Here is a 12,097-nt window from a genome sequence, read left to right as displayed (position 1 = left end):
GACTGCTTCGCAATAGCCTATCCTGCGGCTTCGACCAATCAAGAAGGCGCGATTCTATGGCTTATGGAGAGACTTCCCCCGTCGACTTACCCCGTCCTATTCCGGGCGGCTATGGCAGCCGGCTATTCCTGTTCGTGATGCGCCGGATGGCCAGCGCCGGGGTGAATGACGCGCATGCAGCCAACGCCATGCTGGGGGCTTTCGGACGCAGCTACCGCCGGCCGCTGGTGCTGATGCGCGCGATGATGCTGGAACTGGCCCGCGCATCGAGCCGCAGGATCATGGTCGCACCCTGCTGCTGCGCGCGGATGACCCCTGATGAGGCAAGGATGATGGAAGCGACGGGGCTGGCCCTGCGCGATCCGAATCAGGCCTATGACCAGGTGAGCGCGCTTTTGGGCAACGACCATGCCCTGGGTGCGCTAACCTGCCTGCAGGCGGTGGCACAGGCCCACAGCGACCTGGGCCGACCGCTCGATCTTTACGCGGCGGGCTGATCCTTCCCCGCCGTCGCTGCCGTTCCCACGCTCGCGTCGATCAGGCCGGCGCGCATCATCAGCCAGAATAGCAGGATCCCCGGTACGGCCAGGCCCGTGGTCAGAAGGTAGAAATCGACATAGCCAAAGCGTTCGATCAACGCGCCGGCCGTCGTGCCGGTCAGGAAACGGCCAACGATGCTGGCCGCGGCGGAAATCAACGCATATTGCGAGGCGGTGAAGCGCAAGTCGCACAGGGCAGAGAAATAGGCGACGACCGTCACGCCACCGATGCCACTCGCGAAATTTTCAAAGCCGATCGCGCCGGCCATGCCCCAATTGCTTTTGCCGAGCGCCGCGAGCGCGGCAAAGCTGAAATTGGACACACACATCAGCACGAGACTGATCAGCACCGACCGCTTCATGCCGAGCCGCGCATACAGAATGCCGCCAATGAAAATCCCGACAAGATAGGCCCAGAAGCCCATGCCGACGTCATAAATGGCAATTTCGTCATTGCTGTAGCCCATGTCGTCAAACAGCAGGCGGAAGGTCAGGTTGGCCAGCGTATCGCCGATCTTGTGCAACAGGATGAAGAGCAGCACCAGAAACGCACCGCGCCGGCGGAAAAATTCGGCAAGGGGGCCGGCGATGGATTGCCAGACCTCCCCCAGCCCACGGCGACTGACGGCCTCGCGATGCCGCGCGGGCTCACCGACGATCAAGCCTGTCAGCATGGCAGGAAGCGCGAAGACCGCGCAGGCAAGATAGGCGCCGTGCCAGCCGATCCGCGCCGCCAGCACGAGCGCAAGCGATCCGGCCGCGACCGACCCGATGCGCCAGCCATATTGCGACATGCCCGACCCGATGCCCAATTGGCGCGGCTCCAATATTTCGATGCGGTAGGCATCGATGACGATGTCGTAGGTCGCACCCGCGACACCGACCAGGATTGCGGCATAAGCGGTCTGGAGCAGGCTGGTCGTGGGGTCTACCAGAGCGAGGTTGACGACCGCGAGGATCGACAACGCACCAGCAATAAGCAGCCAGGACACGCGCTGGCCCAGACGGCCGATGATCGGCACGCGGACGCCATCGACGACCCACGCCCAGATCCATTTCAGATTATAGACGAGGAACGCCAGGGTGAAGGCCGTCACCGCCTTCTTGTCGATCCCGTCCTGCGCCAGGCGCGTCGTGAGCGTTGCACCGATCATGGCGAAGGGAAAGCCGGAGGAAACGCCCAGGAAAAAGGCGGCGAGCGGGGCTTTTTCCGCATAGGGTTTCACAGCATCCACCCATGAGCGCCTGCCCTGCAAAATTTCGGTCATAAATGCGCGCGATCCCCTTGGCGTCCGTTTGCGCCACCATATGGCGTGAGGCGCATCAGGCAAGCAGCGATTGCAGCGATCAGCCGCGCGGCTCGAACAGGGTGAGGCCCGGCGGCAACTTGGGCCGGCGCGCGCCGCGCAGGACCGCGTCGACCACCTGGATCGCCGCGATCAGGTCTCGCTGGGCATAGGGTTTGGATAGACAGCCGATGGCCAGCGCGCGGGCGTCCCCCGGACAGCGCCCAGTGACGAACAGCACCGGCAGCTCGCGTTCCGCGGCGTGACGCGCGATGTCGATTCCGCTTTTTTCGCCTTGGAGGGCGACGTCAGCCACCACCAAATCCACGCCGCCTTCATCAATGACGCGCACGGCATGATCATGGTCGTCGACAGTGGCAGCGATCCGGTAGCCCGCCTGTTCCAGCGCATGTTCATTGTCAAAGGCTACCAGCGGCTCATCTTCCACCACCAGGATGGATTTGATTGCCTTGCGCCGTGAGGGCCGCTTTTCTTCCTCTTTCAACAAACCGAAAAACATTTGCCAAGCCCGCCCTGATTCCGCCATGCGATAAGAGAAACGCCGCGCGCCCGCACCGGGTTGCCCCACGGGACGCAAACTCCTTCGCATAGTCTCCGGAGCGGCACATTTCAGCTCAATGCTGGCTTTGTTCGGATATGGGAACGGCCAGTGACAAGGAAAAGGAATTGACCGTGGAACCGCCGAAAAAATCCGGATCGCTTCGTAGGGGGGCAGGCGGCGGTGGCCCTAAGCGTCCTGACGGCCCGCGTCAGCGCTCCGCGACGGGGAAGTCCACCGTCCGCCGATCGCCCCGGGCCGCGCAGGAAGCCAATCCGCATCCCGCCCGCGCGGCCGCAGCAGCCTCCGGCAAGAACGAACCTCAGCGCATCGCCAAGCTGCTGGCGCGGGCCGGAGTCGCGTCACGCAGGGAAATCGAAAGGATGATCGCAGACGGGCGCATCGCCCTGGATGGCGCGCCGGTCGATACGCCCGCGACGCTGCTGACGTCGCTGCATGGCGTTACGGTCGACGGCGTCGCCATTGCCGCCCCTGCGCCCACGCGGCTGTTCTTGTTCCACAAGCCCACCGGATGCTTGACGACCGAACGGGATCCGGCCGGTCGCCCGACCATTTATGATCGCCTGCCCGACGGACTGCCGCGTGTCATGCCGATAGGGCGCTTGGACATGAACACCGAAGGGCTGCTGCTGCTGACGACCGATGGTGGTTTCAAGCGGCAGATGGAATTGCCCGCGACCGGCGTGCCACGCACCTACCGTGCGCGGGCGTTCGGAGAGGTCAGCCAGCAACAATTGGAGGACCTGTTCGACGGGCTGGAAATCGACGGCATTCGCTACGGCCAGATCGAGGCTAATCTGGAGCGCCGGACCGGGCGCAACCAATGGATTGAAATGACGCTGACCGAAGGCAAGAATCGCGAGGTCCGGCGCGTGCTGGAACATCTGGGGCTGAAGGTGAACCGATTGATCCGCACGGCCTATGGCCCCTTTTCCCTTGGGGAACTGGCGGTCGGAACGGTGGAGGAAGTGCGCCAGCACGACCTCATTCTTTTTCGCAAGACCCTGAAGGGCGGCGCGGCATGAGGATCATCGCGGGCGAATGGCGCGGTCGCCCGCTGACCGCGCCCAAGGGCGACGCGACTCGGCCCACGGCGGATCGCACGCGCGAAACGCTGTTTTCCATGCTGACAAGCCGGATCGGGTCTTTCGAAGGTCTGGCGGTGGGGGACTTTTTCGCAGGGTCGGGCGCCTTGGGGTTCGAAGCGCTCTCACGCGGCGCGGCCACATGCCTGTTCGTCGAGCAGGACAAGGCGGCGCTCGACGCAATCCGCGCCAATGGTGATCGCTTTGGCGTTCGTCCCGACATTCGTCCGTCGAGCGTATTGACGCTTGGTCCAGCCCCTGCGCCGCTGGACATCATCTTCATGGACCCGCCCTATGACACGGGCGCGGGCCAGGTCGCACTGGATAAGCTCGGACGATTGGGATGGACCGGGCCGGCCAGCTGGATTTCGATCGAAACCGGCCACCGGGAAGACGTCGTCGTGAAAGGCTATGCTATCGACGCCAGCCGCGACGTCGGCAAGGCGCGGTTGACGCTTTTGCGGCCGGAATAAGGCACGTCGCGCAGAAAAGGCCGGTCCAAAATGCCGGACCGGCCCTCATATGGCCGAGCCATTGGCTAAGCCGGCCGACTCAGCCGGGCTTGCGCATAGCACGGGCTTGGCCGCGATTGATGCAGCTGTCCTGAACCGTGCGCGAACAGACGGGATAGTCCTTCGCCTCGGTCGGGGGCGGCGTCATATTGCCGCCCATGGTCACGGGATTTTCCGCCGAACCCATCGGCGCTGCGGGATCGCGGGGGGCATTGGCAGGGGCGGGCATCATACCGGGATCAGCCGGCACGGCGCCGGTAGGCTGGCCTGCATTCGGGTCAGCGGGCATGGGCATGGACGAGCCGTCGGGTTGCGTCGGCATATTCGTCGAGGGATTTGCGGGCGGCGTGGGCATGGCCGGGTCGGTCTGCGGGGTCATGGTGTCGGCGGGCGGCTGACTGCCCGGTGTCATGCTGCCCGGTGTCATGGCGTCTTGCGCGAGGACCGTGCCGGAAATGGCCGAAACGCCGAGCAGGGCGGCGCCTGCCAACAGGAACGTTTTCATCGGGAACATCCTTTCCTTTTATCGTGCCCCGGTGCCCGCTCGTGCGAAAGACAGAACACCGCGCAAGGAAAAGCCGTTCCCGAATAGCGACGAAAATATCCGGGTCCAGTGCCCGCCTTAAAGCTCAGGGGGCTTCGGGATAGCGATCGAACCTGGGCAAATCCTGTATCGCCTTTACCCATGGCGCCGCTTCGGCCCATTGGATATGCGCCTGGGGAGGGATCGCGTCCTGATCGTCCAGCGTCGCGGTCTGAAGGTCGATCCCGCCCGGAAAGACAACGGGATTGCGGTAGAAAAGCCCGGTGCCGCAGGTCCCGCAAAATTGACGGATCGCGTTTTCGGACGAGCGATAGCTGACCGGCTCGCCACTGATGACAAGCTTGTCCTCGGGAAACAGCGCCCATCCGACCATCGGCGCTCCGGCGCTCGCCCGGCAATCGCCGCAATGGCATAGCGCGCTATACGCCGGATCGCCCTGCACCGTATAGCGAATGGCACCGCATTGGCATTGGCCGGTGAGCATGACAGTCATCCCCTTGCATGATTCGCTTTTTGTTCTCATAGAAAGCGCGAACGGGCAAGGCCCTGCCCTTGCCCCCATCCCTGCCCGACCCTAGTTGATTTTGCATGACGCTTCCCGCACCTTCACCCAACGATCCCTCTTATTTGAAGGGCCTCAACACGCCGCAGCGAGAGGCCGTGCTGACGACCGAGGGGCCGGTGCTGGTGCTGGCCGGCGCGGGAACCGGCAAGACGGCGGCGCTGACGGCGCGGCTGGCCCATCTGGTCGCGACGCGTCGCGCCTGGCCGTCGGAAATTCTGGCGGTCACCTTCACCAACAAGGCCGCGCGGGAAATGCGCGCGCGCGTCGGTGCGATGATCGGCGACGCGGTCGAAGGGATGCCCTGGCTCGGCACTTTCCACGCCATCGCCGCGCGGATGCTTCGGCGTCATGCCGAACTGGTCGGCTTGCAATCCAATTTCACCATCCTGGACACCGATGACCAGTTGCGGTTGATGAAGCAATTGATCCAGGCGGAGGGCATTGACGAAAAGCGGTGGCCCGCCCGCCAATTAGGCGGCTTGATCGATCAGTGGAAGAATAAGGGGCTGACGCCCGACGAAGTCAGCGCGGGCGAGGCGGAGGGCTATGCCCATGGCAAGGGGCAGAAACTCTATGCCGCCTATCAGGCGCGCCTGCGTGACGTGAACGCGTGCGATTTCGGGGACTTGTTGCTGCATGTTCTGACGATCCTGAAGACGCATCGCGACGTGCTGGAGCAGTATCAGCAAAAATTCCGCTATATCATGGTGGACGAATATCAGGACACCAATTCGAGCCAGTATCTGTGGCTGCGGCTGTTGGCGCAGGAGCGGAAGAATATCTGCTGCGTGGGCGATGACGATCAGTCAATCTATTCCTGGCGCGGCGCAGAGGTTGCCAATATCCTGCGGTTCGAAAAGGATTTTCCCGGCGCAACGATCATCCGGCTGGAACAGAATTACCGGTCGACCCCGCACATATTAGGCGCAGCGTCGGGCGTAATCGCCGAAAATGGCAATCGCCTGGGCAAGACGTTGTGGACCGACATTGATGTGGGCGAAAAGGTCAAGGTCATCGGCGTCTGGGACGGGCCGGAAGAAGCGCGGCGCATCAGCGAGGATATCGAGGCGATCGAACGGAGCGGCGGGTCGCTGGACGATGTGGCGATCCTAGTGCGCGCGCAGCATCAGACGCGCGAGTTTGAGGATCGCTTCATCCAGATCGGCCTCCCCTATCGCATCATCGGCGGCTTTCGCTTCTATGAGCGCGCCGAAATCCGCGATGCGCTCGCCTATCTGCGTCTTGTCAATCAACCTGCCGACGATCTGGCCTTCGAACGGATCGTCAATGTGCCCAAACGTGGCCTGGGGGACAAGGCTGTCGAAAAACTGCATCGCCTTGCCCGCGCGCAGGGGATTCCGCTTACCCTCGCCGCCGCGCGGATCCTGGACACGGACGAATTGACGCCACAGGCGCGCCGGTCGCTGGGCGCCTTCATCGGCGATCTGGCGCGGTGGCGTGATCGCGCGGGGCAATTGCCTCATGCCGAACTGGCGCGCCAGATATTGGACGAGAGCGGCTATACCGCGATGCTACAGGCCGATCGCACAACCGAAAGCGCCGGGCGGCTCGAAAATCTCACCGAATTGACCCGCGCGATGGAGGAATATGACACGCTGGGCGCCTTCCTGGAGCATGTCAGTCTGGTGATGGACAATGAGGCGCAGGCGGAAGAGCGCAAGGTCACGATCATGACCATTCACGCCGCCAAGGGCCTGGAGTTCGAGCATGTGTTCCTTGCGGGGTGGGAGGAAGGCCTGTTTCCTTCGCAGCGCGCGCTCGATGAAGGGGGCCTCAACAGCCTGGAGGAAGAGCGCCGGCTGGCCTATGTTGCGATCACGCGCGCGCGGCGGCGCTGCACCATCCTGCATGCCGCCAACCGCCGCATCTATGGCCAATGGACCAGTTCGATCCCGTCGCGCTTTGTCGGGGAGCTTCCCCCCGAGCATGTCGAGGAGGAAAGCAGCATGAGCGGCGGCGCGTCGCTATGGCGCGCCAATTGGTCGGAACGGGAAGACCCCTTCGCCAATGTCGCCCGCGGCACTGGCCGGGGACCGGGCTGGCAGCGCGCGCAATCATCGGGCCAGTTTAGCGCAGAGCCGGTGCGCATCGTGGAAGCGCGGTCCTCCGCTGTCTCGCTGGGCAATAAGGGCCGCAGCGACATGAGCATCGGCCTGCGCGTCTTTCACCAGAAATTCGGCTATGGCACCGTCGCGGAGATTGAGGGCAACAAGCTGGAGATCGACTTCGAAACCGCCGGCCGCAAGCGCGTGATGGACAGCTTCATTTCCATCGCGTGACCGTCGCGCACCACCTACTCGGCGGCAGGAACCCACAGGAGCGGCGACGCAGGCGGCTTGCAGGCCACAGGGGCCTGTTTTGTGCAGGCGTGGGGCCTGTCCTGATTGACGCCCTGTGCAAACCACCGCAATTCGCCTTCAATTGGGCCGTCCATGCCGTTCTGACGAACCTGAACCTTGCGAATGGTCGCGTTGTCCATGCCCTGCGGGATTTCAAGCGAGACTTTAGTCACCGGTTTCACGGGAGCGCTATTGCCGTTCGGGCCGACATCCGACCGCCACGGCTTGGCTTTCAATGTATCGGGATTGAGGAGCAATTCTGTCTGGTCACCAGCGATGACCGCGCTGACATGCATATCGCCGTTGTCGCGCGTTTCACCAAAGCGGAACACCGGCAAGCCGGGCATGCTTCCGCCACCGGAGACCTGCACCGCCGTCTTGCCAACCACAATCGTCTGTTCGCGCCAGGCACCGTTCATTCTGTTCGCCGCGACAACGCCGCTTTTTTGGCCATCGACGAACTTGGTGTAGAGCAAAACCGGCTTCCCCGACCGGCTGATCTGCAGCAAGGCATTGTTGACCAGCCCATGCTGCACGCCGGGCGCATCGACCATTTCCATGGTTTCCGGCGACAGCGGACCGTTGACACGCCGGCCCCCGACATCCCATTGGCGAAAGTCGCGCGTCGACGCATAGGTCAGCGAGAAATTGGTTGCGACGTCGGGCGTCCGCCGCCACACCACAGCAACATGGAACCGTCCCGATCCGTCCTTTACAAAGGCGGTAGGATAGGCGTTGACGGGGCCTTTGGTGTCGCGATCGGCGAATAGCTCGCCGATGCGTTGCCACTTACCGCCATTCCATGCGTTGAGCAGCCAGCTACCGTTTCCCGACATGCCATCGCGATAGAGAAACAGCAGGTTGCCATCGTCGTCATGCATGAACTGCGGATAGGTGGCCGAGACTTCATTGCGTCCGAGCATTGGCTGCAACCGGACTGCGTCCAGGTCATCCAGCGGCCCTCGCGCATACACAAGCGGACTGACATGCATGTTGCCGGCAATATGCACTGTGCCGGCGTCGTCGATCGCCACTGTCAACGCGTTATGCGCGTCCCATCCTGCGAAACGGGACGCCAGTCGCTTACGGCAAAGACGCTCCGCCTCCGGGTCATAGGTGGCGAGCGTCAGATATCGCTCCGCATCGTAATAGGCTGCCACCAATCGTCCGTCGCTGCTCACCGCTGATCCGAAGGGCACGATCGTGCCGCTCCAAGCCTGGCCGATCGGCAGCGCTCCACCAGCCTGGCGAGGCGGCGGCACCTCGCACAGATCATTGGGGCGCGCGTCCGAAGCACAGCCGGTTGCCGCCATCGCGCCGGCGGCAGCCAGGAAAAGAGAGAATTTCATTGCCACGCCATTCTTTTGTTGCGGCTGCTTAACCCTCGAACATGTGGTTCGGCTCCGCAAGCATGATCACCATGGCGACAAATGCGCGCCCGCAACGACCATGCGCCGCGACGTCAGGACGCGACAGATCCAACGCGCATTACGATATCCAGACTCCATTTGATTTTTGGTGGAGCCTAGCGGGATCGAACCGCTGACCTCCTGCATGCCATGCAGGCGCTCTCCCAGCTGAGCTAAGGCCCCATCCTGCGCAGCAACGCCGCGCCAATCAGGTCAGGCCATGTCCGGAAAACCGTTGGCCAAATAATGGTGTAGCCCCGGACTGAGGTCCGCCCTGCGCTGACGCTTCGGGAGTTTTGCCGGCAAATGCCCCTGGACATTTCCCTGATCGGCAAAACTGGTGGAGCCTAGCGGGATCGAACCGCTGACCTCCTGCATGCCATGCAGGCGCTCTCCCAGCTGAGCTAAGGCCCCGTCACCAACCCGAAGCGCCGCTTGGGCCGGCGCTTCGGAGGTCGCTGCCTCTAGGATCGTCAGACCCCATTGGCAAGCGGAATTTTCAGTTAATTGTCGTCATTGTCGTCGTCATTGCCAGCTTCGACGCCCAGGTCGTCGTCACCGCCCAGATCGACGTCATTGTCCGGGGAATCGTCGTCATCATCGACGTCGATATCCAGGTCCAGATCGTCATCAGCCGTTTCCCGCTCGCCATCGGCGGTTTCCACCACCTTCTTGGGCGCTTCCTCATAGGGCAAGGGCTGCTTCGATTTCAGCACGGGCTCGGGTTCCCAAGCGGTGTTGCAGTTGATGCACACCACCGGATCGTCCTTGCCCAGATCGTAGAAGCGAGTCGCGCATTTTGGGCAGGTCCGCTTCGTGCCCCATTCAGCCTTCACCATGTCCGGCCTGTTCCTTCTTCGATGCTCAAACAGAAATCACGCGGCGCGACAGTCTGGTCGCCCGCGAAACGAGGCGCGCCTTGCCATAGGCAAACCCCGCTGTCAAAAGCCGCGGAGATTTTTTCCGTTCCATGACAAGGGACAGTTGTGACCCAGACCGAAGACCAGCCCATGCCCATGACCTTCCGCGCGACGCCGCCTCTTTCGGGCAGCGTCACCGTGCCGGGCGACAAGAGCATATCGCATCGATCGCTGATGCTGTCGGCTCTGGCGGTCGGGGAAAGCCGCGTCGAAGGCCTGCTGGAAGGCGAGGATGTGCTTGCCACCGCTGCGGCGATGCGCGCCATGGGCGCCCGGATAGAGCGCGATCACGATGGCGTATGGCATATCCACGGCGTGGGCGTCGGCGGCCTGTTGCAGCCGGACACCGCGCTCGACATGGGCAATAGCGGCACGTCCACGCGGCTGCTCATGGGCTTGCTGGCCAGCCATGATCTTACCGCGACCTTCATCGGCGACGCATCCTTGAGCAAGCGGCCGATGGCACGCGTGACGGAGCCGCTTGCCCAGATGGGCGCCAGCTTCACGACCAGTCCTGGCGACCGCCTGCCGCTCACGATGAGGGGCGCATGCCCGGCGGTGCCGATGGACTATGTGCTGCCCGTCGCATCGGCGCAGGTGAAGTCGGCCATTCTCCTGGCCGGTCTCAACACGCCCGGGATCACGCGTGTCGTCGAGCCGATCCCGACGCGCGACCATAGCGAACGCATGCTCCAGGGATTCGGCGCGGATCTGCGCGTGGAGCAGCAGGCCGATGGCGCCCGTGTCATCACGCTGATCGGCGAGGCCGAACTCAAGCCGCAGCAAATCATGGTGCCGGGCGATCCGTCCTCGGCCGCCTTCCCGATGGTCGCAGCGCTGGTCGTGCCGGGATCAAAGGTGACGATCGCCAATGTCGGCCTGAACGCAACGCGGGCCGGGCTGATCGACCTGCTGCGTGAAATGGGCGGGTCCATCGAGGTGGTGAACGCGCGCGATGTCGGCGGGGAGCCGGTTGGCGACCTGGTCGTCACGGCATCGGTGCTGACCGGCGTTGAGCCCGATCCTGCCCGTGCCCCCAGCATGATCGACGAATATCCCGTGGCCTTCGTCGCAGCGGCCCTTGCGCAGGGGCGCAGCGTCTTTCGCGGGCTGGAGGAACTGAGGGTCAAGGAGTCCGACCGGATCGCGACCATGGCAGAGGGGTTGCGTGCGATCGGCGCGCGAGTGGAGGAAATGGAGGACGGCCTCATCATCGAAGGCACGGGCGGCCAGTTGCTGCCCGGCGGCGGCCCGATCGCGACGAAGCTGGATCATCGCATCGCGATGAGCTTTGCCATCGCGGGCCTGGCGTCGCGTGAAGGGGTCACGATCGACGACATGCGCCCGGTCGCCACCAGCTTCCCGACCTTTATCCCGCTGTTGCGCGAATTAGGGGCTGTCGCATGAACCTTGACCTCGCCAATCTGGTTGGCCTTGCTGGCAGCGCACTCATGGTCTTCGCCTATGCCTACAGCAACATGGCCCGACAGCTGAACTTCCTCATTTTCAACCTTCTCAACCTCGTCGGGTCGCTGCTTCTCATCTGGTCGCTGACGGTCCATTTCAACATGGCGTCGATGGCGCTGGAAATCGTCTGGGCCGCAATCGCGCTGCTCGGGCTTGGCAACGCGCTCCGCAGGAAAAGACAATGATTATAGCCGTCGATGGTCCCGCAGCATCCGGCAAGGGTACGATCGCCAAGGCATTGGGCCGCCATTATCGGTTGCCTGTGCTGGACACGGGCCTGCTTTACCGTGCGGTGGGCCTGTCGGTACTAAAGGCCGGCGGCGATCCCGATCGGGAAGAAGATGCCCTGGCCGCCTGCAATTTCGGTGACGCATTGCTCGCTGACCCGGCGCTGCGCAGTGAAGCGGTCGGCAGCCTCGCCAGTCGCGTATCCGTGCATCAGATCGTGCGGGATGCGCTGGTTCAGCGGCAACGCGATTTCGCGACCCAGCCCGGCGGTGCGATCCTGGACGGACGCGACATCGGGACGGTGATCGCGCCCGATGCCGACGCCAAGATTTTCGTTACCGCCAGCGTGCATGTGCGCGCGGAACGCCGATACAAGGATGCGCTGGCGCATGGCGGGCACCCGGACATGGATTCGCTGGTCGCGGACATTCAGGCGCGCGACACCCGCGACATGAGCCGGGACCACGCTCCGCTGCGGGTCGCCGATGGCGCGGACTTGCTCGACACGTCGGAATTGACTATAGACGCGGCCGTCCAGCGGGCGATCGCGCTTGTGGACGCCCAGCTGGAAGGTCGCTCCGCACAAGTGACCCGATAAGGCG

Annotated in this window: 13 protein-coding genes and 2 tRNA genes; 7 read left to right on the top strand and 8 right to left on the bottom strand. The window is 63.4% G+C overall.

Translation table 11 applies throughout. The annotated features are described in order from the left end of the window. The first annotated feature begins 56 nt into the window (after positions 1 to 56). A complete protein-coding gene (locus B2V90_RS21720) occupies positions 57 to 497 on the top strand; it encodes a DUF6628 family protein (RefSeq protein WP_228222394.1) in 441 nt (146 codons plus the stop codon). Here the strand turns inward: B2V90_RS21720 and B2V90_RS21715 are convergent. Both B2V90_RS21715 and B2V90_RS21710 read right to left on the bottom strand, forming a co-directional pair. After that, the gene (locus B2V90_RS21715; protein WP_228222393.1) at positions 482 to 1,807 is read right to left on the bottom strand and encodes an AmpG family muropeptide MFS transporter; all 1,326 of its coding nucleotides are present in this window, start codon (positions 1,805 to 1,807) and stop codon (positions 482 to 484) included. The two genes, B2V90_RS21720 and B2V90_RS21715, sit on opposite strands and share 16 nt — an antisense overlap. A gap of 79 nt (positions 1,808 to 1,886) precedes the next feature. Continuing rightward, entirely contained in the window at positions 1,887 to 2,345 is a 459-nt protein-coding gene (locus B2V90_RS21710) for a response regulator (protein ID WP_228222392.1), read from the bottom strand. A 173-nt stretch (positions 2,346 to 2,518) separates the two neighbouring features. On the opposite strand from B2V90_RS21710, the gene B2V90_RS21705 reads away from it, so the two are divergent. Both B2V90_RS21705 and rsmD read left to right on the top strand, forming a co-directional pair. Continuing rightward, positions 2,519 to 3,430: a pseudouridine synthase gene (locus B2V90_RS21705; RefSeq protein ID WP_228222454.1), complete on the top strand. Its 912-nt coding sequence runs from the start codon at positions 2,519 to 2,521 to the stop codon at positions 3,428 to 3,430. Then, positions 3,427 to 3,963, top strand: coding sequence for a 16S rRNA (guanine(966)-N(2))-methyltransferase RsmD (gene rsmD, locus B2V90_RS21700; RefSeq protein WP_228222391.1), 537 nt, complete (start codon positions 3,427 to 3,429; stop codon positions 3,961 to 3,963). The genes B2V90_RS21705 and rsmD overlap by 4 nt, the downstream gene beginning before the upstream one ends. A 79-nt stretch (positions 3,964 to 4,042) precedes the next feature. Here the strand turns inward: rsmD and B2V90_RS21695 are convergent, their stop codons facing one another. Together B2V90_RS21695 and B2V90_RS21690 are read right to left on the bottom strand one after the other, a co-directional pair. Then, on the bottom strand, positions 4,043 to 4,507 hold the full coding sequence (locus B2V90_RS21695; protein ID WP_037542280.1) for a hypothetical protein: 465 nt from the start codon (positions 4,505 to 4,507) through the stop codon (positions 4,043 to 4,045). A gap of 124 nt (positions 4,508 to 4,631) precedes the next feature. Then, a complete protein-coding gene (locus B2V90_RS21690) occupies positions 4,632 to 5,030 on the bottom strand; it encodes a GFA family protein (protein WP_228222453.1) in 399 nt (132 codons plus the stop codon). A 104-nt stretch (positions 5,031 to 5,134) separates the two neighbouring features. On the opposite strand from B2V90_RS21690, the gene B2V90_RS21685 reads away from it, so the two are divergent. Then, complete coding sequence (locus B2V90_RS21685; protein ID WP_228222390.1) at positions 5,135 to 7,411, top strand: ATP-dependent helicase; 2,277 nt, start codon at positions 5,135 to 5,137, stop codon at positions 7,409 to 7,411. A 14-nt stretch (positions 7,412 to 7,425) separates the two neighbouring features. Here the strand turns inward: B2V90_RS21685 and B2V90_RS21680 are convergent, their stop codons facing one another. The 4 genes from B2V90_RS21680 to B2V90_RS21665 all read right to left on the bottom strand — a co-directional run bounded on the left by B2V90_RS21680 (position 7,426) and on the right by B2V90_RS21665 (position 9,719). Further along, positions 7,426 to 8,820: a BNR repeat-containing protein gene (locus tag B2V90_RS21680; RefSeq protein WP_228222389.1), complete on the bottom strand. Its 1,395-nt coding sequence runs from the start codon at positions 8,818 to 8,820 to the stop codon at positions 7,426 to 7,428. Between the two features lie 167 nt (positions 8,821 to 8,987). After that, positions 8,988 to 9,063: transfer RNA gene (locus B2V90_RS21675), tRNA-Ala, on the bottom strand. A gap of 155 nt (positions 9,064 to 9,218) precedes the next feature. Next, positions 9,219 to 9,294: transfer RNA gene (locus B2V90_RS21670), tRNA-Ala, on the bottom strand. 89 nt (positions 9,295 to 9,383) lie between these two features. After that, positions 9,384 to 9,719, bottom strand: a complete 336-nt coding sequence (locus B2V90_RS21665) for a TIGR02300 family protein (RefSeq protein ID WP_009821851.1) — start codon at positions 9,717 to 9,719, stop codon at positions 9,384 to 9,386. Positions 9,720 to 9,896: 177 nt separating this feature from the next. On the opposite strand from B2V90_RS21665, the gene aroA reads away from it, so the two are divergent. From aroA to cmk, 3 genes are read left to right on the top strand one after another with little or no spacing between them, the layout of a single operon-like run. Continuing rightward, a complete protein-coding gene (gene aroA, locus B2V90_RS21660; protein ID WP_228222452.1) occupies positions 9,897 to 11,207 on the top strand; it encodes a 3-phosphoshikimate 1-carboxyvinyltransferase in 1,311 nt (436 codons plus the stop codon). Next, positions 11,204 to 11,452, top strand: a complete 249-nt coding sequence (locus B2V90_RS21655) for a CBU_0592 family membrane protein (protein ID WP_228222388.1) — start codon at positions 11,204 to 11,206, stop codon at positions 11,450 to 11,452. The genes aroA and B2V90_RS21655 overlap by 4 nt, the downstream gene beginning before the upstream one ends. After that, positions 11,449 to 12,093 (top strand): (d)CMP kinase, encoded by a 645-nt coding sequence (gene cmk, locus B2V90_RS21650; RefSeq protein ID WP_228222387.1) that lies wholly within the window; start codon positions 11,449 to 11,451, stop codon positions 12,091 to 12,093. Before B2V90_RS21655 ends, cmk begins: the two co-directional genes overlap by 4 nt. Positions 12,094 to 12,097: the final 4 nt, after the last annotated feature.

It is taken from the genome of Sphingobium sp. UBA5915 (assembly GCF_002431195.1).
In the GTDB taxonomy this organism is placed as follows: domain Bacteria; phylum Pseudomonadota; class Alphaproteobacteria; order Sphingomonadales; family Sphingomonadaceae; genus Sphingobium; species Sphingobium soli.
This window is presented reverse-complemented; position numbering and strand designations above follow the sequence as displayed.

Excerpts from the sequence above, each read along its gene's own strand:
- B2V90_RS21720 (WP_228222394.1), top strand. The coding sequence starts at position 57 with ATGGCTTATGGAGAGACTTCCCCCGTCGACTTACCCCGTCCTATTCCG.
- B2V90_RS21680 (WP_228222389.1), bottom strand. The coding sequence starts at position 8,820 with ATGAAATTCTCTCTTTTCCTGGCTGCCGCCGGCGCGATGGCGGCAACC.
- B2V90_RS21715 (WP_228222393.1), bottom strand. The coding sequence starts at position 1,807 with ATGACCGAAATTTTGCAGGGCAGGCGCTCATGGGTGGATGCTGTGAAA.
- B2V90_RS21665 (WP_009821851.1), bottom strand. The coding sequence starts at position 9,719 with ATGGTGAAGGCTGAATGGGGCACGAAGCGGACCTGCCCAAAATGCGCG.
- rsmD (WP_228222391.1), top strand. The coding sequence starts at position 3,427 with ATGAGGATCATCGCGGGCGAATGGCGCGGTCGCCCGCTGACCGCGCCC.
- B2V90_RS21655 (WP_228222388.1), top strand. The coding sequence starts at position 11,204 with ATGAACCTTGACCTCGCCAATCTGGTTGGCCTTGCTGGCAGCGCACTC.
- B2V90_RS21695 (WP_037542280.1), bottom strand. The coding sequence starts at position 4,507 with ATGAAAACGTTCCTGTTGGCAGGCGCCGCCCTGCTCGGCGTTTCGGCC.
- B2V90_RS21710 (WP_228222392.1), bottom strand. The coding sequence starts at position 2,345 with ATGTTTTTCGGTTTGTTGAAAGAGGAAGAAAAGCGGCCCTCACGGCGC.
- B2V90_RS21690 (WP_228222453.1), bottom strand. The coding sequence starts at position 5,030 with ATGCTCACCGGCCAATGCCAATGCGGTGCCATTCGCTATACGGTGCAG.
- B2V90_RS21685 (WP_228222390.1), top strand. The coding sequence starts at position 5,135 with ATGACGCTTCCCGCACCTTCACCCAACGATCCCTCTTATTTGAAGGGC.
- cmk (WP_228222387.1), top strand. The coding sequence starts at position 11,449 with ATGATTATAGCCGTCGATGGTCCCGCAGCATCCGGCAAGGGTACGATC.
- aroA (WP_228222452.1), top strand. The coding sequence starts at position 9,897 with ATGACCTTCCGCGCGACGCCGCCTCTTTCGGGCAGCGTCACCGTGCCG.